The 19,526-nt window shown below is 67.4% G+C and carries 23 protein-coding genes; 8 read left to right on the top strand and 15 right to left on the bottom strand.

What is annotated here, in order from left to right; translation table 11 throughout:
* The first annotated feature begins 13 nt into the window (after nucleotides 1-13).
* Entirely contained in the window at nucleotides 14-742 is a 729-nt protein-coding gene (gene dapB, locus SPDO_RS00590) for a 4-hydroxy-tetrahydrodipicolinate reductase (RefSeq protein WP_088365533.1), read from the top strand.
* A complete protein-coding gene (gene nth / locus SPDO_RS00585; protein WP_088365532.1) occupies nucleotides 739-1,419 on the top strand; it encodes an endonuclease III in 681 nt (226 codons plus the stop codon). Before dapB ends, nth begins: the two co-directional genes overlap by 4 nt.
* A 15-nt stretch (nucleotides 1,420-1,434) precedes the next feature.
* Here the strand turns inward: nth and SPDO_RS00580 are convergent, their stop codons facing one another.
* The 4 genes from SPDO_RS00580 to SPDO_RS00565 all read right to left on the bottom strand — a co-directional run bounded on the left by SPDO_RS00580 (nucleotide 1,435) and on the right by SPDO_RS00565 (nucleotide 5,871).
* Nucleotides 1,435-2,199, bottom strand: coding sequence for an SDR family oxidoreductase (locus SPDO_RS00580; protein WP_088365531.1), 765 nt, complete (start codon nucleotides 2,197-2,199; stop codon nucleotides 1,435-1,437).
* Nucleotides 2,200-2,279: 80 nt separating this feature from the next.
* Nucleotides 2,280-3,473 carry an acyl-CoA dehydrogenase family protein gene (locus tag SPDO_RS00575; RefSeq protein WP_088365530.1) on the bottom strand — a complete coding sequence of 398 codons (1,194 nt, stop codon included), beginning with the start codon at nucleotides 3,471-3,473 and terminating at the stop codon, nucleotides 2,280-2,282.
* Nucleotides 3,470-4,537 carry an acyl-CoA dehydrogenase family protein gene (locus SPDO_RS00570; RefSeq protein ID WP_211279967.1) on the bottom strand — a complete coding sequence of 356 codons (1,068 nt, stop codon included), beginning with the start codon at nucleotides 4,535-4,537 and terminating at the stop codon, nucleotides 3,470-3,472. The genes SPDO_RS00575 and SPDO_RS00570 overlap by 4 nt, the downstream gene beginning before the upstream one ends.
* Nucleotides 4,534-5,871 carry a flavin-containing monooxygenase gene (locus tag SPDO_RS00565; protein WP_088365529.1) on the bottom strand — a complete coding sequence of 446 codons (1,338 nt, stop codon included), beginning with the start codon at nucleotides 5,869-5,871 and terminating at the stop codon, nucleotides 4,534-4,536. The genes SPDO_RS00570 and SPDO_RS00565 overlap by 4 nt, the downstream gene beginning before the upstream one ends.
* Before the next feature lie 98 nt (nucleotides 5,872-5,969).
* On the opposite strand from SPDO_RS00565, the gene budC reads away from it, so the two are divergent.
* Both budC and SPDO_RS00555 read left to right on the top strand, forming a co-directional pair.
* Nucleotides 5,970-6,758 carry a meso-2,3-butanediol dehydrogenase gene (gene budC / locus SPDO_RS00560; protein ID WP_088365528.1) on the top strand — a complete coding sequence of 263 codons (789 nt, stop codon included), beginning with the start codon at nucleotides 5,970-5,972 and terminating at the stop codon, nucleotides 6,756-6,758.
* On the top strand, nucleotides 6,755-7,645 hold the full coding sequence (locus SPDO_RS00555; RefSeq protein WP_088365527.1) for an alpha/beta fold hydrolase: 891 nt from the start codon (nucleotides 6,755-6,757) through the stop codon (nucleotides 7,643-7,645). Before budC ends, SPDO_RS00555 begins: the two co-directional genes overlap by 4 nt.
* Before the next feature lie 15 nt (nucleotides 7,646-7,660).
* Here SPDO_RS00555 and SPDO_RS00550 read toward each other — a convergent pair whose 3' ends face one another.
* The 3 genes from SPDO_RS00550 to SPDO_RS00540 are packed head-to-tail and all read right to left on the bottom strand — an operon-like array spanning nucleotide 7,661 to nucleotide 10,317.
* Nucleotides 7,661-8,491, bottom strand: a complete 831-nt coding sequence (locus SPDO_RS00550; protein ID WP_088365526.1) for an acyl-CoA thioesterase — start codon at nucleotides 8,489-8,491, stop codon at nucleotides 7,661-7,663.
* 12 nt (nucleotides 8,492-8,503) lie between these two features.
* Entirely contained in the window at nucleotides 8,504-9,571 is a 1,068-nt protein-coding gene (locus SPDO_RS00545; protein ID WP_088365525.1) for a phosphotransferase, read from the bottom strand.
* Complete coding sequence (locus tag SPDO_RS00540) at nucleotides 9,571-10,317, bottom strand: SDR family NAD(P)-dependent oxidoreductase (RefSeq protein WP_088365524.1); 747 nt, start codon at nucleotides 10,315-10,317, stop codon at nucleotides 9,571-9,573. The genes SPDO_RS00545 and SPDO_RS00540 overlap by 1 nt, the downstream gene beginning before the upstream one ends.
* A 107-nt stretch (nucleotides 10,318-10,424) precedes the next feature.
* On the opposite strand from SPDO_RS00540, the gene SPDO_RS00535 reads away from it, so the two are divergent.
* Entirely contained in the window at nucleotides 10,425-10,751 is a 327-nt protein-coding gene (locus tag SPDO_RS00535) for an HNH endonuclease family protein (protein WP_425441897.1), read from the top strand.
* Here the strand turns inward: SPDO_RS00535 and fdhD are convergent.
* Together fdhD and SPDO_RS00525 are read right to left on the bottom strand one after the other, a co-directional pair.
* Nucleotides 10,748-11,539 (bottom strand): formate dehydrogenase accessory sulfurtransferase FdhD, encoded by a 792-nt coding sequence (fdhD, locus tag SPDO_RS00530; RefSeq protein ID WP_088366274.1) that lies wholly within the window; start codon nucleotides 11,537-11,539, stop codon nucleotides 10,748-10,750. The genes SPDO_RS00535 and fdhD overlap by 4 nt on opposite strands.
* A 40-nt stretch (nucleotides 11,540-11,579) precedes the next feature.
* Nucleotides 11,580-12,131: a type 1 glutamine amidotransferase domain-containing protein gene (locus tag SPDO_RS00525; RefSeq protein ID WP_088365523.1), complete on the bottom strand. Its 552-nt coding sequence runs from the start codon at nucleotides 12,129-12,131 to the stop codon at nucleotides 11,580-11,582.
* Between the two features lie 170 nt (nucleotides 12,132-12,301).
* Between SPDO_RS00525 and SPDO_RS00520 the strand changes: the two genes are divergently transcribed.
* The gene (locus SPDO_RS00520; RefSeq protein WP_088366273.1) at nucleotides 12,302-13,252 is read left to right on the top strand and encodes a DNA topoisomerase IB; all 951 of its coding nucleotides are present in this window, start codon (nucleotides 12,302-12,304) and stop codon (nucleotides 13,250-13,252) included.
* 90 nt (nucleotides 13,253-13,342) lie between these two features.
* Nucleotides 13,343-14,524, top strand: coding sequence for a mechanosensitive ion channel family protein (locus SPDO_RS00515; RefSeq protein WP_088365522.1), 1,182 nt, complete (start codon nucleotides 13,343-13,345; stop codon nucleotides 14,522-14,524).
* Here the strand turns inward: SPDO_RS00515 and SPDO_RS00510 are convergent, their stop codons facing one another.
* The 4 genes from SPDO_RS00510 to SPDO_RS00495 form a co-directional block, all read right to left on the bottom strand.
* Entirely contained in the window at nucleotides 14,525-15,628 is a 1,104-nt protein-coding gene (locus SPDO_RS00510) for a helix-turn-helix transcriptional regulator (protein WP_088365521.1), read from the bottom strand.
* Between the two features lie 85 nt (nucleotides 15,629-15,713).
* Nucleotides 15,714-16,058, bottom strand: coding sequence for a hypothetical protein (locus SPDO_RS00505; protein ID WP_088365520.1), 345 nt, complete (start codon nucleotides 16,056-16,058; stop codon nucleotides 15,714-15,716).
* Between the two features lie 51 nt (nucleotides 16,059-16,109).
* On the bottom strand, nucleotides 16,110-16,508 hold the full coding sequence (arfB, locus tag SPDO_RS00500) for an alternative ribosome rescue aminoacyl-tRNA hydrolase ArfB (protein ID WP_088365519.1): 399 nt from the start codon (nucleotides 16,506-16,508) through the stop codon (nucleotides 16,110-16,112).
* Nucleotides 16,501-17,151, bottom strand: coding sequence for an RluA family pseudouridine synthase (locus tag SPDO_RS00495; RefSeq protein WP_088365518.1), 651 nt, complete (start codon nucleotides 17,149-17,151; stop codon nucleotides 16,501-16,503). The genes arfB and SPDO_RS00495 overlap by 8 nt, the downstream gene beginning before the upstream one ends.
* Nucleotides 17,152-17,180: 29 nt before the next feature.
* Here SPDO_RS00495 and SPDO_RS00490 point away from each other — a divergent pair, with 29 nt between their 5' ends.
* Nucleotides 17,181-17,969, top strand: coding sequence for a M15 family metallopeptidase (locus SPDO_RS00490; RefSeq protein WP_245828942.1), 789 nt, complete (start codon nucleotides 17,181-17,183; stop codon nucleotides 17,967-17,969).
* Between the two features lie 78 nt (nucleotides 17,970-18,047).
* On the opposite strand, the gene wrbA is transcribed toward SPDO_RS00490, so the two are convergent.
* Nucleotides 18,048-18,650: an NAD(P)H:quinone oxidoreductase gene (wrbA, locus tag SPDO_RS00485; RefSeq protein WP_088365517.1), complete on the bottom strand. Its 603-nt coding sequence runs from the start codon at nucleotides 18,648-18,650 to the stop codon at nucleotides 18,048-18,050.
* 102 nt (nucleotides 18,651-18,752) lie between these two features.
* A complete protein-coding gene (locus tag SPDO_RS00480) occupies nucleotides 18,753-19,466 on the bottom strand; it encodes a pirin family protein (RefSeq protein ID WP_088365516.1) in 714 nt (237 codons plus the stop codon).
* Nucleotides 19,467-19,526: the final 60 nt, after the last annotated feature.

Here is a 19,526-nt window from a genome sequence, read left to right as displayed (position 1 = left end):
TAAGGGTTAACGCATGACCGCGATCGGCATCTACGGAAGCGCGGGGCGGATGGGTCGCGTGATTGCCACCATCGTCCCGGACGAGGGCGCCTCGGTGGCAGGGGGCGTCGACGTGCGCGAAGATCCGGTACCGCTCGCGCACGATGCCGACGTTCTCGTGGATTTCTCCACGCCGTCGGCATTGGAGGCGCATCTCGCCGCGGCGACGGCCGCCGGCACGCCGATCGTCATCGGCACCACCGGGCTCAGCGCCACGCACCACGCGCTGATCGATCGCGCGGCGGAAAGCGTTGCGGTGCTGCAGACCGGAAACACGTCGCTTGGCGTCACCCTGCTCGGCATCCTGGTGCAGCAGGCGGCGGAACGGCTGGGGCCGGAGTGGGACATCGAGATCGTCGAGATGCACCATCGCCACAAGGTGGACGCCCCCTCGGGCACCGCGCTGCTGCTCGGCGAAGCGGCCGCGCGCGGGCGCGGCACCACGCTGAACGAAGAGCGCGTGGACGGCCGCGCGGGTCTCGTCGGCGCCCGCACGGAAGGCACAATCGGCTTTTCCTCGCTGCGCGGCGGCACGGTGGTGGGCGATCATCAGGTCGTCTTCGCCGGTGAGGGCGAGCGGATCGAGCTGGGCCACCGCGGCGAGGATCGTTCGATCTTCGCGCGCGGCGCGGTGAAGGCCGCCTTGTGGCTCGCGGACAAGCCCGCCGGCCGCTACGACATGGCCGAGGTGCTGGGCTTTTGAAAAAAGCCGACGTTTTCGAATTCTTCCGTCGCCTGGCCGAGGCCAATCCGCATCCCGAAACCGAGCTAGAATCGGGCAATAGCTACCAGTTGCTCGTCGCGGTAGTGCTGTCCGCACAGGCGACCGATGCGGGCGTAAACAAGGCAACGCGCCGGCTGTTCGCCGAGGTCGAAACGCCCGCGCAGATGCTCGCGCTGGGCGAAGACGGGCTGAAGCAGCACATCAAGACGATCGGCCTGTTCAACAGCAAGGCAAAGAACGTCATCGCGCTCAGTCAGGCACTCATCGATCAGCACGGCGGCGACGTACCCGCGAACCGCGACGCGCTGGAAAAGCTCGCCGGCGTCGGGCGCAAGACGGCCAACGTCGTGATGAACTGCGCTTTTGGTGCGGAAACCTTCGCGGTCGACACCCACATCTTCCGCGTCGGCAACCGCACCGGCCTGGCCAAGGGCAAGACGCCACTCGCGGTCGAGCTGAAGCTGGAAAAGGCGGTGCCCCAGCCTTTTCGCCTCCACGCGCACCACTGGCTGATCCTGCATGGCCGCTACATCTGCAAGGCGCGGCGGCCGGAATGCTGGCGCTGCCCGGTCATCGACCTGTGCGCGTTCAAGCCGAAGACCCCGGCCCCGCCCGTCAAGCCGTCGAAGGCCGCCGATCAGCCCGGCCTCGGCTGATCCGCTCGCCCCCGATCAGGAGGCGAACACCGCCTTCATGCGCTTGCGCAGCCGATTGGGCATGAACCGGCGTGCGAAATTCGCCTGCCGCCCCGCCTTGCCAACGATATACTCGCGGTCGCGCCCGTGTGTCGCCTGCCACACCACGTCCGCCGCTTCCGCGACGGTATAGACCGGCGACTGGCCGATCGCGTCGCGAATGGTACGGTTGCTGCCCTTCGATCCGGCATCGAGGATCGGCGTTTCGACGAAGAAGGGCATCACGCACGATACATCGATACCGTGCCGGGTGAACTCCGCATCCAGCGCCTCAGACAGCCCGCGCACCGCATGCTTGGTCGCCGAATAGACCGCGAGCCCCGGCGACCCGACGATCCCGGCCACCGACGCGACATTGACCAGCCGACCCTTGCTGGCCTTCAGATAATCCAGCGCGGCATAAGCGCCGTTGATCACGCCCTTCACGTTGATGTCGACCTGAAGATCGGATTCGTCCGGCGTCACCTCCTCGAACATGCCGTATCGCGCGATGCCGGCGTTGTTCAGCAGCACGTCGATCTTGCCGGCATGCACCGCAAAGGCGCGCAGTGCCTCGGCCCATTGCGCCCGGTCGCGCACGTCGAGCGGCACGGTGAACGCGCCCAGCTCCTCCGCCACGCGGCGCATGCCGATCTCGTCGATATCGCCGATCCCGACCGTCCAGCCTTCGCGCGCGAACCGGCGTGCGGCGGCAAGCCCGATGCCGGACGCGCCGCCCGTGATGAAGATCGCCTTGCTCATCCACCCTCTCCCGTGATGGCGATAACCGTGGTGGCGCATCGTGCGTGCGCCATCCCCGGCTTGCCGCCTGTTAGTATTGCCTAGCCTGCGCGTACCTCGCGGAACGGAATCGTGCGGTCGATCTCCGGCTCTTTCGGGAGGCTCAGCACACGCTCGCCGATGATGTTGCGCTGGATCTGATCCGTGCCCCCGCCGATCGAGGTGAAGTACGCGTTGAGCGACAGGAAATTCGCATCCTCCGCGCGCGGATGATCCGGCCCTTCCAGCAGGCTCTCCGGCCCGAGCAGCATCGTACGCACCCGCGCTTCCTCGTGCAGGATCCGGCTCATCGCCAGCTTGCCGAGCGACATGATCGGCGACGACGTGCCCTGCGCCAGCTCCGCCTTGGCGCGTGCGGTATTGAGCTTGTTCAGCACGCGCCAAGCGATCACCTGCGCCACGTCCTGCCGCACCACGGCATCGTCGAGCCGCCCGGCTTCGCGTGCCAGCGCGAGCAGCGCGGTGTCACCCTTCGGCTCGTCCGCGCCCGATCGCGGCCCGCGCGCGCCATCGCCCATCACCGATCGTTCATAGGCGAGCGCGGTCTGCAGCACGCCCCACCCGCCGTTCAGCGGCCCGAGCAGATTTTCCTCGGGTATGAAGGCGTTGTCGATGAACACCTCGTTGAAATGCGCCTCGTCGGTGATCTGGCGCAACGGGCGCACCTCCACCCCCTGCTGCTTCATCGGCAGGAAGAAGAAACTGATCCCGCGATGCTTGGGCACGTCCCAATCGGTGCGCGCGATCAGCATGCCGTAATCCGCCACCCGCGCGCCGCTGGTCCACACCTTCTGCCCAGTGACGCGCCAGCCGCCATCTACCTTGTCGGCACGCGTGCGCACCGCGGCCAGGTCCGATCCGGCGCCAGGCTCCGAATAGAGAAGGCACATACCTACCTCGCCGGCGAGCAATTGCGGCACGATCTCGCGCTTGAAGCTATCGGTCGCATGCGCCAGCGCGGTGTTCGCCCACAGGTTCGATCGGTCCTGCCCGGCGCCCGGCGCGCCCACCTTGGCAAAGGCACGCTCGACGATCTTCGCCTGATCGTTGGACAGCCCCCGCCCTTGCCACTCGCTCGACCAGCGCGGCACGGCCCACCCCGCATCGCGTACCTTAGCCAGCCATTCGCTGCGCGGATCGCGACCGAAGCTCTCGCTATGCGCCGGCACGCCCTTCCAATGCGCCGCCAGCCACGCCTCTACCTCACCGCGCAGCGCCTCGTCGCTCATGCTCATGCCTGCGCCTCCAGTGCTTGAATATACCGCTCGCGCCAGACCGCGCTGTCGCCGAACAGCTGCGCGCCCGAGCGCGCGCGACGAAGGTAGAGATGCGCCGGATGATCCCACGTAAAGGCGATCCCGCCGTGCATCTGCACGCCATCCTTCGCCACCCGCACGAAGGCATCGGCACAGGCGAACGCCGCCAATGCCACCGCTGCATCGACCGTCGGCGCGTCCTCCGCCAGCTGCCGCGCCGCATCGCGCGCCGCCGAGGTGGCGGATTCGCTCTCCAGCAGCAGGTCCGCCGCCATATGCTTGATCGCTTGGAAGCTGCCGATCGCGCGCCCGAATTGGTGGCGATCGGTGGCGTACGCGACGGTGATCTCCAGCATCCGCCGCGCCCCGCCCGCCTGCTCGCCCGCCAGCGCCACCATGCCAAGGTCGCGCGTCGCCTTCACCCGCGCCGCATCCCCGATCCGCGTCGCCGGCCCGTAAAAGGCGACATCGGCCATCCGCCGCGTGCGATCGAACACCGGCAGCGGCGTCACCTCCACGTCGCCGCGCTCGACCGCGAAGACGCCATCGTCGCTCGCCACCACGATCACATCGGCAATCGCCGCATCGGGCACGAAGCGCGCCGTGCCGCTCAGCCGATCGCCATCCAGCCGAACATCACTGCGTCCGGTCCAGTCATGGCTGCCGGCGAAGGCGACCGCGGCGATACGTGAGCCATCAGCAACGCCCGGCAGATCCGGCGCCAGCGTCGTCGCAAGCGCGGTGGAGATGAGCGGCGCGGGCAGCAGCGCCGCGCCCGCCTCCTCCATCACCATCCCCAGTTCGACCGGCCCCAGCCCCGCGCCGCCCGCAGCTTCCGGGGCGACCAACCCGACCACGCCCAGGTCGGCGAGCGCCCGCCACAACGCCGGATCATGCCCGCTCTCGCTGTCCATGATACGCCGCACGTCCGCCTCGGTACAGCGATCCGCCAGCAGCCGGCGGACGCTCTCCACCAGCGCCGCGCGATCATCCGCATCGAGCGCCGCGGCCGACATCGGCGGCCGCACCAGCGTGTCGGTCATGCCGCCTGCTTCCCGGTCTGCGCCTGCGCGCGCCGCTCGCCCTTGGCGATCTCCTTGTGCAGATCGGCGACATAGCGGGCGAAATCGACCTGGATCGTGTGCCGCTGCGACTTGTAATAATCGCCAAGCTCGCGGTCCTCGTCCTCCTTGGTGATCCGCTCCATCTCCGCAACGGACGGCAGCGCATACCGCCCGGTCATGAACCCCGCGACCAGCTTTGACTGCTGCTCTGCAAAGTTCACCAGCGTCGGCAGCGGCTGCGCCAGCCCCATGAAGAACAGGTCGTGGATGCCGGGGATCACCATGCGCTTGAACAGCGGGAAGCGGTTCTGCGCGTCAGGCAACAGCTTGGGATCGTCGAAGAACGGGAAACTGATCCGATAGCCGGTGGCATAGATGATCGCGTCCACTTCCTCCACGCTGTCATCGCCGAAGCGGACGCGCGTGCCCTCCAACGCCTTGATATTCGGTTTGAACTTGATGTCGCCGCAGCTTGCCCGCGTCAGGAACTCGCCCGAGACGCTGGGGTGCGCGTCGAGCGGCTCGTGATCGGGCTTCGGCAGGCCGTAATCCTCCATCCGCCCGACCAGCTTCTTCACCGCACGCCGCGCCAGCGCCTTGCCGATCTTGCGCGGGATCCAGCTGGGCATGGCCGATTTGTCCATCGGCTTGCCACCCGCCATCTTGGGCAGCACCCAAACACCGCGCCGCGCCGAAACCCACAGGTTTTTGGCGAGGTGCCGCTGCGACAGCTCGCTCGCGACATCCATCGCCGAATTGCCCATGCCGACCACGACGACATTCTTGCCGCGCAGATCGACCGGATCGTACGGATCGCGATAGCTGTGGACGTGAAAATGCGGGTTGTCGAAACTGCCGGGATAGCTCGGCACATTCGGGTCCCAATGGTGCCCGTTGCACACGAACAGCGTCTCGTACTCGCGTGTCTCGCCGGTCGACAGCGTCACCACCCAGCCGCCGCCCGCCTGCCGCTCGGCCTTGGTCACCTCGGTGTTGAAGGTGATCAGCGGGCGCAGACCGAAGTGATCCACATAATCGCGGAAATATTGCCACAGCTGCGCGTGGCTCGGAAAATCGGGCCAGTTCGCCGGGACCGGATAATCCTCGAACGCCAGCCGCCACTTCGACGTGTCGATATGCAGCGACTGGTAGCAGGCCGACTTGCCGTTGGGATTCCGAAAGTACCAATTGCCGCCGATATCGTCCGACATCTCGAAGCAATCGAACGAAATTCCCTCGTCTTTCAGCCGCTTTGCGGTCGTGAAGCCCGAGCATCCCGCGCCGATGATACAGGCGCGCTTCCTCTCCGCCATGTCCTTCTCCCCGGCTGCCCTCTTCCCGCAGCCATAACGAAAGTTATGATGGCCCGAAGCGCGCACCGAATCAACCGGGCCGCACAGGGGAGAGGAACATGCGGTTCAAGGACAAGGTGGCGCTGATCACCGGCGGCGGCTCGGGCATCGGTGCGGCAACGGCACGCCTGATGGCGGGCGAAGGCGCAACGGTCGTGGTTGCCGATCTGGTGAGCGAGGCCGCACAGGCGATCGCCGACGAGATCGGTGGCCATGCGCTCACCGTCGACGTCGCGGATCGCGCGGCGGTGGAGGCAATGGTCGCCCAGACGGCCGAGGCGCATGGCCGCATCGACATCCTGGTCAACAATGCCGGCATCGGCTGTTTCGGCCGCACCCCCGATCTGGAGCCGGAAACCTGGGAGCGCGTGATCGCGATCGATCTCAACGCGGTCTTCTACGCCTGCCGCGCCGCCATCCCGCACATGACCGGGCGCGCCAGCGCGATCGTCAACACCGCCTCGATCTCGGGCCTCGGCGGCGATTATGGCTTCACCGCCTATAATGCCGCCAAGGCGGGCGTCATCAACTACACCCGCAGCCTCGCGGTCGATCACGCACGCGAGGGCATTCGCGTGAACTGCCTGTGCCCCGGCCTCATCGCCACCCCGCTCACCGCCAGCGCAAAGACCATCCCCGGTCTCGAAGCCGGCTGGCACGACACGATCCCGATGGGCCGCGCCGGCACCCCCGAGGAGATGGCCGAGGTGATCGCCTTCCTCGCTTCGGACGCGGCCTCCTACGTCACCGGCGCCGCGTTCGTCGCCGATGGCGGCCAAACCGCCTGGACGGGGCAGCCCAATCTGTACCGCTACGCCGCAGCGGCGGCCGAGAGCGCGGTCGCATGACACCAAGCTGGCACCCGCCGGCCGACAGCGGCATCACCATTCGGGAGGTCGCCGCCAACGGCCACAGCTTCGAGGTGGCGGAAGCCGGCAGCGGTGACCACCTGGTCCTGTGCCTCCACGGCTTTCCGGAGCTCAATTTCTCCTGGCGCCACCAGATGCCGCTGCTCGCCAGCATGGGCTATCGCGTCTGGGCACCCAACCAGCGCGGCTATGGCGGGTCCTCGCGTCCGAAGGGCGTCAGCGCCTATCGCGCCGACCAAATCGTGGCGGATGCCGCCGCGCTGTTCGACGCCAGCGGCGCCACTAAGCTGACGCTCATGGCGCACGATTGGGGCGGCGCGATCGCCTGGCTGTTCGCGATCTGGAAAAAGCGCCCGCTCGAGCGACTGGTGGTGATGAACCTTCCCCACCCCGCCTGCTTCGCCGAGGCGCTGAAGCACGGCCCGCAGCGCAAGCGCAGCTGGTATGTCGCCTTCTTCCAGCTTCCGTTCCTCCCCGAATGGTCGCTCGGCCGCAACGACGCGCGCGGCATTCGCGAGGCGTTCCGCGGCATGGCGGTGGACAAGAGCCGCTTCCCCGACGACGTGCTCGACGTCTACGCAAAAGCCGCGCAGCGCCCAGGCGCGCTGACCGCAATGGTGAACTGGTACCGCGCCGCCCTGCGCAATCGTGGCGCGCTCGACACCGGCGACGGCAAGGTCGACGTGCCCACGCTGATCGTCTGGGGCGAGGAGGACAAGGCGCTCGGCCTCGAAACGCTCGACGGCACCGACCGCTACGTCAAGGATCTCACCATCCGGCGCCTGCCAGACGTGTCGCACTGGGTACAACAGGAAGCGCCCGAAGCGGTGAACGCAGTCATCGAGGAGTGGCTGCCGCACGCTTGAAGCGCACCCGCTTGATCAGCGCGGCTTGGGCGTCGTCACCAGACAATGCCCGCTGCCCGTCGCCAGCACGTGCCCATCCTCGCTCCACATGCGCACGCGCCCGCTGATCAGCCCGTCACCCGAAACATCGCTATCGGCCTCGCTCAATAGCCAGTCGCCCGCTGGCTGGCGCCCGTGAAAATATACGGTGAGATCGAGCGACGGCGCGAGGTACGGCGCAGTCTCTGACAGGCGGTGCCAATGCCCGGGCCAGATACCCAGGTCGATCAGGAGCGCGGTGCGCATCGCATCAAAGAACAAGTCGTCGGCGCCGTCAGCCGGCCATTCGCGAAAGCGCATCCAGCGATATTGTTTCGGCACCGGCGCCGGCGGGTCGCTGTGCAAGCGGAAGTGCACCGGCCGCCCATCCAGATTGTTCCAGAAGCCGTTCGTCTTGATCCCGCGCTCGGCAATGATGGAATCCTGATCGCGCAGCTCCGTCGGCCCAGGGACCGCGGGAAACGCCGGCGTTACCGCAATCGAAGGCTCGGCCCGCGACGTCGTCCAGACCTGCGCCAGAAACACCGGCTTGGCGTCCTGCGACAGCGTCACAGCATACAAGGCCGAGGCACCTTCCTTGATCGCGTCCACACGCACGTCGAGCGTGCCCCAGCGCGCCACGCGAACGAATTGCCCGGTGATCGTCACCGGGCGATGCCCGGGCAACGCGCGCTCGCGGACGGCGCGAAGCGCGATCGCCGCAATGTAGCCGCCCGCCGGCCCCCAGATCTCCCAATCGCGATCCAGCGTGACGACATAGCCGTCATCGCGCGGCACCAGCGTGGTCGCCGCTACCAATCCCCCCAACCGTGTTCCTCCTTAGGCCATCAGCGCGAGCGCATCGCAGTCGATCGCCTGCGCGCATCCGCCGCGCGCCATGGCAAGGAACATCGCGTCCCCCCGCTCGGTCCGCTTGGTGGAGGCCGACGCGAACACCGCCGTCGACACACCGGACAGCAACGTCAGCCGATAATCGCGATCCAGGTCGTCATAGCCGTACTCCCGCACGCCATAGCCGCGCAGCTGCTCCAGATAATATTCCAGCAGGTGCCGCTCATGCTGCCGCCGGTCCTCGATCGACAGCGCCAGCCCCAGGAAATAGGCGACGTCCACCGCGCCCAGCCCGATCGACGGCGATTGCCAGTCGAGCACCGCCAGCGGCACCTCGCCGCCACGCGCGTCGAACAGCATGTTGTCGAGCCGGAAGTCGCCATGCGTCAGCGTGAAGCTGGTCGGCTGCAGCACCGGCGCTGATCCCAGCAGCGCGCCATAGCGGTCGCAAACCGCCATATATTCGGGCTCCAGCACGCCGTCATAGCGGCGGTGGAATTCGGCCAGACAGTCGGGAAAGACGTTGACCACGAAATCGCGCGCGCCGCTGGTGTCGAGAAACGCATGATCGCGCAGGCTGGCATCGTTCCAGCGGGGGCCGTGCAGCGCCGCCGCCTGCTCCATCGCCCGCTCGGCATCGGCCAGGTCGCACCCGGTCAGCTGGTTGCCCGCGCGTGCCGGCGTCAGATCCTCCATCAGCAGCGCAAAGGTGCCGTCCGCCGGATCATGCTCGATCGAGACGCACTTGGGCGACCGCACCGCCACCGTATCCGCGACATGGCGGTAGAAACCCACCTCGCGCTCGTACAGGCCAAAGCCGGCGCCGGTCTGGCGGCTGGTCGGATCGGTGCTCGCGAACTTGCCGACGAACGACCCCGGCGCGCCCTCGTCCTGATCATAATCAACGACGAAGCGGATCGAATCGCCCAGCATTCCGACGCCGACCGGCGTCGCCTCCACCGCCGTCACCCGCGCCGCGCGCAGCACACCCGCATCGCGCAGCCGCGTCGTCAGCCACGCTGCGTCAACCGCGCTCGATTCCAGATCGGCCGCCATCAGCAGCCCCCATCGCAGCGGATCACCGTGCCCGTGACGAAGCTGGACGCTGGACTGGCGAGATAGAGCGCACTCGTCACGATCTCCTCCGGGCGGCCGGGGCGCCCCGACGCGCTGTCGGTCGTCTCGCGCGCTTCCTCGGTCCACGCCTTCGAAATGTCGGTCAGGAACGGCCCGGCGGCGATCGCATTCACGCGCACCTTGGGCCCATATTCATGCGCCATGCTGGAAACCATCGCGTTCAGCGCCGCCTTTGCGCCGGCATAAGGCACCACCATCGGCGTCGGGCGCAGCGACGCGATCGAGGACGTCGCCAGGATCGCCCCACCGTCGCCCTGCGCCATGCGATGCGCGATGTTCGCCATCAGGCGGAACGGCCCCTTGAAGTTCAGCCCTAACACGCTGTCGAACAGCGCCTCGCTCACCTCATGGCTCGGCACCAGCGGCCCCATGCCGGCATTCGCCACCAGAATGTCGAGCCGGCCGAACATGCCCCAAGCGGCATCGGCCAGCCGGTCCATCTCGTCCCACTTGCCCGCATGCGCCGGGATCGCGGCGGCGCGGCGGCCCTTCGCCTCGATCTCCGCCACCACCGCCTCGCACGCCTCTGCCTTGCGGCTGGAGACGATCACGTCCGCACCGGCATCGGCAAAGGCGAGCGCCATTTCCCGGCCCAGCCCGCGCGAGCCCCCGGTGATCAGCGCGACCTTGCCGGTCAGGTCAAACAAGGGGTGCGGCTCGGCCATGCATCGTCTCCTGCTGTCGCCGATCGTAAGCCGGCTGACTTACCGGCTGTTATGCCGATTGCGCCCGACGCTGCAAGTCGCCGCCTGCCTCCCTATCTTCAGCGGTGATGGGACGCGTGAAGCGCAAGATCGCCCTGGCCGAGGCAGCGGCGCGGATAGACGCGCCGATCGCTAACGATTGCGCGCTGTGCCGGCGCCCGCTCGGCAAGCGGGTGGAATGGCATCACGTCGTGCCCAAGAGCCAGGGCGGCACGGCAACGTCGCCCGTTCACCCGATCTGCCACCGCGCGATCCATGCCGCGGTCGACAACAAGACGCTCGCTCGCTTGGCCGACATGGAAGCCGTCCGCGCGCTGCCCGCCATGGCGCGCTTCCTTGCCTGGATCGCCAACAAACCCGCGGACTTCCACGCCCCCACGCGCCGCGCGCGTTAGGCGTCGCTCGCCAGCAACGCATCGGCGCGCACCAGCGAGCGCAGCGCCAGCCCCGCCGCGCCCGCGCGCTCCACCGCCAGCCGCGTCGGCGCAGAAATGGTGGCCAGCATCGGGCAGCCCGACAGCACCGCCTTCTCGACCAGCTCGAACGAACAGCGCGAGGTGAGCAGCGCAAAGCCGCCGTCCCACGCCTGCCCCGCGAGCAGCATCGATCCGATCAATTTGTCGAAGGCATTATGCCGCCCGACATCCTCGAACGCCGCGCGGATCTCACCCTCGCGTGAGCAAGCGGCGGCGGCATGCACCGCGCCCGTTTCGGCGTTGAGCGGCTGGTGATCGCGCAGCGCGTGATAGGCGGCGAACACCGCCGCGTCCTCACCGCTCCAGCGCGCCGCCGCCGGCAACGGCCGCAACGCCTGCGCCAGCGTCTCCACCCCGCACAGCCCGCACGACGCGTCGGAGGCACGATGCCGCACCCGATCCGCGATCCGTCCGGCAACGCGCCGCGCCAGCGTCACGCGCACCAATATGCCAGCCTCCGCCTCCGCCACGTCGATCGCGCGCAGATCATCGCGCCCATCGATCAGCCGCTCGCTCAAGGCAAAGCCGGCGGCAAGCTCCTGGAGCGCCGCCGGCGTCGCCATCAGCACGGCATAGGCCAGGCCGTTGCACTCGATCGCGATCGGCACTTCATCGGCAAGCACCCGCGATACCGGCGCTGGCTGGCCGGTCGCGGGCACCCTGATGAACTGATGGCCGATCGCCGCCGGCCTGGTTGCACCCGTCATGCGCGGCACCGTGGCGCGCGCATGATCGGGGAGCAAGCCATCAGTCGGCCAGCTCTTCCTCCAGCGCCGCGACCAGCGCGCGGTTGAAGGCAGGAATATCGTCGGGCTTGCGGCTGGTGATCAGGTTTTCGTCGATCACCACTTCCTCGTCGACCACGTCGCCGCCGGCATTTTCCAGGTCGGTGCGCACCGATGGCCAGCTCGTCACGCGGCGGCCGTCCACCACGTCCGCTTCTACCAGCAGCCATGGCGCATGGCAGATCGCCGCCACGATCTTGTCGTCGTCCATGAACTCGCCGACGATCGCCACCGCGCGCTCTTCCATGCGCATCTTATCGGGATTGCCGACCCCGCCCGGCAGCAGCAGCGCGTCGAACTCCTCCGTGTCCACCTGATCCAGCGTCAGGTCCGGCGTGATCGTGCGCGTGGGATCGCTGTCGTTCTTTACGCCCTGGATCGGATCGGTCTTGATCGAGGCAAGCGTCACCGTGGCGCCGGCATCCAGCAGCGCTTGGCGCGGGTCGAACAGTTCGGCATCCTCGAATCCGTCGGTGGCAAGAATAAGCACGCGGGCTTTGGAAAGGTCGGCCATGTCGCGAAAAACTCCGATGAGAGGTTCTCCCCACAACCGGCGGCGCCGCCGCCCGTTCCGGAACCGCTGCGACGGTCTGCGCATTTTCCGGGGCATGTGGAGGTTCACCAGTGGCGTCGACCAAGATCGTTTATCACGATGACGAGGAGCCCGGGATTACCCGGAAGAAAATGCGCCATGGCTGGGGCTATTACGACACCGACGGGCAGCGCATCACCGATCGCGACGAGATCGACCGGCTGAACGGCATCGGCCTGCCCCCCGCCTATCGCGATGCCTGGTTCTGCCCCGATCCCGAGGGCCACATCCAGGCGGTCGGCTGGGACGAAAAGGGTCGCAAGCAATATCGCTACCATCCCGAATTCCGCGCCGCGCGCGAAGATGAGAAGTATAATCTGTGCGCCGCCTTCGGCCGCTCGCTGCCCAAGCTACGCCGCCGCGTCGAGGCTGACCTCAAGCTGCGCGGTCACCCGAAGGAAAAGACGATCGCTGCGGTGGTCAAGCTGCTCGACACCGCGCACCTGCGCATCGGCAACGAGACCTATGCCAAGAGCAACAAGAGCTTCGGCGTTACCACGCTGCGCGATCGTCACGCCCAAATCCGCGGCCGCACGCTGAAGCTGCAATATCGCGCCAAGTCGGGCAAGCTGCGCCTGCTGACCATCACCGACGGCAGCCTCGCGCGCTTCGTGAAGCGCTGCCAGGATTTGCCCGGGCAGAAGCTGTTTCAATATCTCGACGACGCCGGCGAGGCGCGGCCGATCACCTCGTCGGACGTCAACGCCTATATCAAGGAAGCGATGGGCGAGGATTTCACCGCCAAGCACTTCCGTACCTGGGGCGCGAGCGTCATCGCCTTTCAGACGCTGGCCGCGGCGAAGAAGGACATCAGCCTCAAGACTTTGCTCGCCCCCGTTACCGAACAGCTGGGCAACACGCCTGCGATCGCGCGCAAATCCTATGTCCATCCGGCGCTCATCGCGCTGATCAAGGATGGGCAGGACGCCTTTCGCGCGGCGCTGCACCTGCCGCGCACCACGCGCTGGCTCAGCCGGGCCGAGCGCGGCTTTATCGCCTTTCTCGAAACCGGCGAAAACAACGGCGTCAAGGAAGCGGCCTAGCCCGCGCATCGCCCCCGGCATCGCAGCCGGGGTCGACAGCGCCGGACCGCGCCGGGCATGAGTCCGGCGAAAACGGCATAGAAGGATCGAATGACAGCAAAGAACAGCACGGCGCCGATAGCCAAGCTTTCCGGCGAGGACGTACAGGAACAGTTTAGGACATTCTGGGTCTCCAGCATCGACTGGTTCAGCGCCCACTGGCTCCAGATCGTGATCGCGCTTGCGATCGGCGCGGTGATCGCCACCGTCCTGTTCTGGCTGCGCGGGCTCGGTCCGCGGCTCGCGGGCCGTTCCAAATCCGGCATGGGCTGGTCGGCCATTCTCGGTCGCGCGATCCAGCGCACCGGCACCTTCTTCATCGTCATGGCGTCCGCGCAACTCGTCGCCGGCTACGCCGATCCGCCGGAGATCGTGGCGAAGACGATCAACTTCCTCTTCACGCTCGCCGCGGTCTTCCAGGCGGCAATCTGGGCGCGCGAGCTGATCCTGGGCGCGATCGAGCATCGCACCCATGCGGAGAATTACTCGGGCGAGGCGCTGATGAACGCCATGGGCCTCATCCGCCTTCTGGTGACGATCATCGTGTTTGCGATCGCGCTGGTCGTCGTGCTCGACAATCTCGGCGTGAACGTGACGGGCCTCGTCGCCGGTCTCGGCGTCGGCGGCATCGCCATCGGCCTCGCGGCGCAGGGCATCTTCGCCGATCTGTTCGCCGCGCTCGCGATCATCTTCGACCGCCCGTTCCGCCGCGGCGATTCGATCACCTATGACAGCAGCAGCGGCAGCGTGGAGGAGATCGGCCTCAAATCCACCCGCATCCGCGGCATCGACGGCGAGCAGCGGATCATCTCCAACCGCAATCTGCTCGACAAGGAGATCATCAACAACACGCAGCGCGATCGCCGCCGCACAAAGCTGGCGATCGGCGTCGCCTATGAAACGGATCGCGACACGCTCGCGCGCCTGCCGCAGATCTTCCAGGAAGAGGTGGAGCGCGCCGGCATGATCTTCGTGCGCGCCGGCTTCGTCGCGTTCGGCGGCTCGTCGATCGACTTCGAGCTGCAATTCGATTCGCCCTCGGCCGATTACGAAACCTCGTATCGCGCCCGCCACGCGGTCGGTCTCGCGATCCACCGGCGCTTCGACGCGGAGAACATCTCCATCCCGTTCCCCACGCAGACGAACTATACCGCCGCGCCGGACGGGTCGCTGATCATGCCCTATCCCGATGCCCCGCGCCCACCCGCGGATCAGGCGCGCACCGGCGGCTAATCAGCTCAGCAGGGCGTGCAGCAGGTGGATCGCTTCGGTCTCCCGCCGCACGCCCAGCTTGCCGAACAGCGCGCGCAAATGGCTGCGCAGCGTTTCCGCCCCGATCCCGCGACGTTCGCTTATCTGCGCCCTGCTATGCCCCTGCCGCAGCAGCATGGCGATCTCCGCTTCGGCAGCGGTCAGGCCATAATCGTCGCGCAGCAGCTTAAGGTCGCCGTCGGTTGCCGCCGATTGCCGCTTCGCCGTCAGAATGGCGAAGGGCGCAAAGCCCATGTTCCAGGGACGCATCGGCAAGCGGTGCAGCTTCAGCGTCAGCAAGTCCGCCCCGCTCGCGCCGGCGTGCTGCGGCACGACGACACTCGCGGCCGCCACGCCTTGATCGCGCACCGCCTGCGTTGCCGCGGAAAGACGCCGCGCGATCTGCGGCATGGGCGATGACACACGCCCCTCCACCAGCCGCAACGCGCCGCGCGTCAGCAGATCCTCCGCCGCGCGGCTCAGCGCGCGCACGTGCATCCGCTGGTCCAGCACGAAACACGCAACGTCCATCGCGTCGAACGAGCCGGCCACCAGCTTGCAGCCGTCCTGCTCCAGCGCCACTTGCAGCGATGCCGCGACCCGCGCGGCGGCGCTGAATGCCGCGAACATCGCGCGCGTTGCCGCGTCGGTTGGCCCTTCGCGTGCCGAGCGGAGCAGCGAGAATCCGATCAGCCCGTCGGCGCCCGCCACCAAGTTGGTCTGGCATCCGTTGGGAATGTCGAGATCGCTGCACAGATCAAGATAAGCGTCACCGGTCAGCCGGGGTCGGAGTGCAGCGTAGCTGTTCTCCCACACGACATCGTGCGGAGCAGCGGACAGGCCGGCAGCAACGCGATAGTTGGTCGACGGCAGCATCAGTTCGGTTCGATCGGCGGCGGCATGAGCCGAAGCATCCATGCCGTTCACCCAATTGAAGCCGACATCGAAATCAGGCCCCACGCCTACGATCTGAGCATGCCGTGATCGCGTTTCCTCGGCGACATGCTGCAACACATCGAGCCAGCGCGCCGGCTCGATTGCTGCCTCCAGAAAGTGGTTCGCTATCCCCCGTGGCTCGGCCACCATCCGCGACTCTGTTGTTTCAACAGATCGTTATCGCGCCAATGATGGTGAAGAAAGCGAAAGCATGATCGGCGTGGTTCCGCTGCCTCTATTTGGGACTGAACACCTTGTTCATGAAAGCATTCGCCGCCTCACCGAACGCATCGGCAACGCGCGTGGGATCGATGCCGGGCGTGCTGCCGCCGCCCTTGCGCGTGCTTGCGCCCGGATGGCAGGCGCTGCCCGACGAACCGGGCTGCCGGCTCTGCCGTGCCGCAGCCGCCGCGGCGAACGTCGCCGCCATAGCGAGCCCCGACGCCAGCGCCTGCCGGCCCTCGGGGCTGCTCGCCTTTGCAATCAGGGCCTCACCGGCACGGCGCGCCTCCTTGGGCACCTTCATCCCGCCGATTTCCTTGGGGATCCGAAATCCGCTCTTCTTGCCCTTCTTCGCCATCGCCGTCCTGCCTCAAGGTGTGTCGCCTACATAATACACATGCGGCGCACTTCAATAGTCGCGCACCTTGCCGCGCCCGGCCTTCACCGCGCCACGCCCCTTTTTTGCGTCCAGCCGCTTGGTCTTGGCCGCGCGGCTCGGCTTGGTCTTGACCCGCCGCGCCTCGCGTTCCTCCGCCTTGGCGAGCAGTTCCGCCAGCCGCTCGCGTGCGTCGGCGCGATTGGCCTCCTGTGTGCGATAACGCCGCGCGGTGATCACCAGCGCGCCGCTGCTCGTCATGCGCGATCCCGCCAGCAGCTTCAGCCGGCGATACGTCTCCGGGTGCAACCCCAGGCGAAACACGTCGACGCGCAGCTGGCACGCCGTCGCCACCTTGTTGACGTTCTGCCCGCCCGGCCCGCTGGCGGCGAGGAAGCGCTCCTCCAGCGCGTCCTCGGGCACCTCAACCATCGAAGCCCACGTGCGCAAACCGCGCCGGCCACGGCGCCTCGGCCGCCGCATCGGGCTTGCCCGCGCGCGGCACGCTCAGCGCGGCGGCGTGCAGCATCATCCCCGCCTTGTGCGACCGCCCATATGTCGGGTCACCCAGCACCGGCACGCCCAGCCCCTCCAGCGCGTGCACGCGGATCTGGTGCGTGCGCCCCGTCGCGGGGCGAAACTCCACCAGCGCCAGCCCGTCCTGCACCTTCAGCACCTGCCACGCGGTACGTGCCGCCTTGCCGGCGGGGTCGTGGCGCATCCGCCAGCCCTGCTCGGCCGACGACACCTTGCCCAGCGGCAGGTCGATCTCGCCCGCCTCGCCCTCCGGCACGCCATCGAGAACGGCGAGGTATCGCTTCGTCACCGCCCCGGCCTCGAACGCCTGCTGCAGGCGCGCATGCGCCTTGGGATTGCGCGACAGGAGCAGACACCCGCTCGTATCGCGGTCCAGCCGGTGCACCGCCTGCGGCCAGCGGCGAAAGCCGAAGGTGAGGTTGGATAGATGGTTTTCCAAACTGATCGCGCCGTCACGCGGCCGATCGACCGGCAGGCCAGCCGGTTTGTCGATTATCAACGCCTCGCCATCGAGGAAGAGCACATGGTCGCCGATCATGCAGCGGCCCTTGCCATCCCGCGCGCAGCATGGCCAGTGTCGCGCCGATGCGCGCCCTTTTTCCCCTCATCCTCCTCATCGCCGCCACACCGGCGCAGGCCCAGCTGTGCAATGGCAACAGCATTCCGTTGCAGCCGGACGGGCGGGCCCTGGGCCACCTGCCCTACGGCGATGCCGCGCCCGGCACGTTGGTAACGGTGCCGGGGGATCTCGCGATCAACACGTGCAGGCTACGCCCCGAAGCCGCAGCCGACCTGCAACGGCTGATCGCGGCCGCCGCCGGCGATCGCGCGGTCGAGGGGCGGCTGTATGCTTTCTCCTGCCACCGCTCGCTCGCCTATCAGCAAAGCACCTTTTGCCGCACGCGCGAAAGCGACAGCGGCGCCGATCGCGCGATCTCCGCCGCGCCGCCGGGGCATAGCGAGCATGCCACCGGCTATGCGCTCGATTTCACCGTCCGCCCAGCCGACGGCTGCCCCGATGCCGAGGCGTGCATGGCCGCCAAGCCCGCCTTTCGCTGGCTCGCCGCCAACGCGCCCCGCTTCGGCTTCGAGATGTCCTTTCCCGCCGGCAACAAGCAGGGCGTGAAGTGGGAGCCATGGCATTGGCGCTGGGTCGGCACGTCGGCCACCGCGCCCGGCGCCGCGCGCGCCCGCTTCCTGTTCGCCCGCGCCCGCCGGGACTTTGCCGCCAATCCGGCGGTCGATCCCGTCCCGGTGATCGTACCGCCACCCGTCGTGCGCACGATCGCCCCGCCCCCGGCCGACACGGGCAAGCGCAAGAAAAGGCAGCGCCGCAAGAACAAGGCCGAACGCTGACGAAACCGTGGCCCAAACGCACGATCGCGGCCCGCCAGCGAACCGGCGAGCCGCGACCGTCAGGTACCAGCTAGAAGATCAGGCGCTCAGCTTGGCCGCCGTCTGCGCGATCCGCTTGCCCTGATAACGCGCACCGCCCAGGTCGATGTCGCTCGGCTGACGGCTGCCGTCGCCACCCGCCAGCGTCGTCGCGCCATAGGGCGAGCCGCCATGGATCGCTTCCATCGTCATCTGGTCCTTGAAGCCGTAATCCAGCCCCACCACCGTCATGCCGAAATGCAAGAGGTTGGTGATGATCGAGAACAGCGTCACTTCCTGCCCGCCATGCTGGCTGCCGGTCGAGGTGAACGCGCCGCCCACCTTGCCGTTCAGCGCACCACGCGCCCACAGGCCACCGGCTTGATCTAGGAATGCGGCCATCTGGCTGGGCATGCGGCCAAAACGCGTCGGCGCGCCGATGATGATCGCGTCGTAATTTTCCAGCGCGTTCACGCCCTCGATCTCCGGATGCGATTCGTCCTTCTGGAAACCAGCCGCCTCGGCCACTTCCTTGGGCGCCGTCTCGGGCACGCGGCGCACGTCCACCTCGGCGCCGGCCTCGCGCGCACCCTCGGCAAAGGCATCCGCCATCTTCGCGACATGGCCGTAGGACGAGTAATAAAGAACGAGAACCTTGGTCATTGCTGTCTCCTGCTGTTCAGCCCGCACGGGGCAACGCATTGATCGATGGTAGCGCTCCGTCCGATCGGGACGGAGCGCGCGTCATTCATTCGGCATCGACATTCATTCGGCATCGACAAGGACGAGCTCGGCATCCTCGCTCGCGACGATCTCATAGTCTCCACCACGCAGCGCCACGCCGTCGCGTGTGCCGATCGCGGTACCGTCCACCGTCACCGCACCCGTCGCGGCGACCAGATAGGCATGCCGCCCCTCGCCCACGCGGTACGTCACCCGCTCGCCCTGCTGCAGCGTCGCGCCGAGCACCCGCGCATCGGCGCGGATCGGCAGCGCATCGCCATCCTCGGCAAAGCCGCTCGCCAGCGTCACGAACCGGCCCGATCGATCGCCCTTGGGAAACGGCTTGGCACCCCAACTCGGGGATCCACCGCTGCTGCGCGGATGAATCCAGATCTGGAACAAGGTGGTGGGCTCGGCCTCCAGGTTATATTCGGCATGCCGCACGCCCGAACCGGCGCTCATCACCTGCACGTCGCCGGCACCGGTGCGGCCGCGATTACCCATCGAATCCTGATGCGTGATCGCCCCGCTGCGGACATAGGTGATGATCTCCATGTCGCTGTGCGGATGCGGCGGAAAGCCGTTCTGCGGCGCGATGGTGTCGTCGTTCCACACGCGAATGGCGCCCCATCCCATGCGGGCAGGATCGTGGTAACTGGCGAAGCTGAAATGATGCCGCGCGTCCAGCCAGCCGTGATCGGCATGGCCAAGGCTGCTGAAAGGCCGGACGTCGATCTGTGTGCGAGTGTCGGTCATGGTGAACCTTTCCGTGTGTTGCGACGGAGATAGGTCGACCCGTACCGCTCATAAACAGAA

The organism is Sphingomonas dokdonensis, assembly GCF_002197685.1.
GTDB classification, from domain to species: domain Bacteria; phylum Pseudomonadota; class Alphaproteobacteria; order Sphingomonadales; family Sphingomonadaceae; genus Sphingomonas; species Sphingomonas dokdonensis.
This window is presented reverse-complemented; position numbering and strand designations above follow the sequence as displayed.

Coding starts and splice junctions, on each gene's coding strand:
- SPDO_RS00495 (WP_088365518.1), bottom strand. CDS start 17,151: ATGATCGGCGACCATGTGCTCTTCCTCGATGGCGAGGCGTTGATAATC.
- SPDO_RS00515 (WP_088365522.1), top strand. CDS start 13,343: ATGACAGCAAAGAACAGCACGGCGCCGATAGCCAAGCTTTCCGGCGAG.
- SPDO_RS00540 (WP_088365524.1), bottom strand. CDS start 10,317: ATGGCCGAGCCGCACCCCTTGTTTGACCTGACCGGCAAGGTCGCGCTG.
- SPDO_RS00525 (WP_088365523.1), bottom strand. CDS start 12,131: ATGGCCGACCTTTCCAAAGCCCGCGTGCTTATTCTTGCCACCGACGGA.
- SPDO_RS00520 (WP_088366273.1), top strand. CDS start 12,302: ATGCGCCATGGCTGGGGCTATTACGACACCGACGGGCAGCGCATCACC.
- SPDO_RS00490 (WP_245828942.1), top strand. CDS start 17,181: ATGGCCAGTGTCGCGCCGATGCGCGCCCTTTTTCCCCTCATCCTCCTC.
- SPDO_RS00565 (WP_088365529.1), bottom strand. CDS start 5,871: ATGGCGGAGAGGAAGCGCGCCTGTATCATCGGCGCGGGATGCTCGGGC.
- SPDO_RS00510 (WP_088365521.1), bottom strand. CDS start 15,628: ATGGTGGCCGAGCCACGGGGGATAGCGAACCACTTTCTGGAGGCAGCA.
- wrbA (WP_088365517.1), bottom strand. CDS start 18,650: ATGACCAAGGTTCTCGTTCTTTATTACTCGTCCTACGGCCATGTCGCG.
- SPDO_RS00570 (WP_211279967.1), bottom strand. CDS start 4,537: ATGACCGACACGCTGGTGCGGCCGCCGATGTCGGCCGCGGCGCTCGAT.
- SPDO_RS00575 (WP_088365530.1), bottom strand. CDS start 3,473: ATGAGCATGAGCGACGAGGCGCTGCGCGGTGAGGTAGAGGCGTGGCTG.
- SPDO_RS00555 (WP_088365527.1), top strand. CDS start 6,755: ATGACACCAAGCTGGCACCCGCCGGCCGACAGCGGCATCACCATTCGG.
- arfB (WP_088365519.1), bottom strand. CDS start 16,508: ATGGTTGAGGTGCCCGAGGACGCGCTGGAGGAGCGCTTCCTCGCCGCC.
- SPDO_RS00505 (WP_088365520.1), bottom strand. CDS start 16,058: ATGGCGAAGAAGGGCAAGAAGAGCGGATTTCGGATCCCCAAGGAAATC.
- SPDO_RS00580 (WP_088365531.1), bottom strand. CDS start 2,199: ATGAGCAAGGCGATCTTCATCACGGGCGGCGCGTCCGGCATCGGGCTT.
- SPDO_RS00535 (WP_425441897.1), top strand. CDS start 10,425: ATGGGACGCGTGAAGCGCAAGATCGCCCTGGCCGAGGCAGCGGCGCGG.
- budC (WP_088365528.1), top strand. CDS start 5,970: ATGCGGTTCAAGGACAAGGTGGCGCTGATCACCGGCGGCGGCTCGGGC.
- SPDO_RS00545 (WP_088365525.1), bottom strand. CDS start 9,571: ATGGCGGCCGATCTGGAATCGAGCGCGGTTGACGCAGCGTGGCTGACG.
- fdhD (WP_088366274.1), bottom strand. CDS start 11,539: ATGACGGGTGCAACCAGGCCGGCGGCGATCGGCCATCAGTTCATCAGG.
- dapB (WP_088365533.1), top strand. CDS start 14: ATGACCGCGATCGGCATCTACGGAAGCGCGGGGCGGATGGGTCGCGTG.
- SPDO_RS00480 (WP_088365516.1), bottom strand. CDS start 19,466: ATGACCGACACTCGCACACAGATCGACGTCCGGCCTTTCAGCAGCCTT.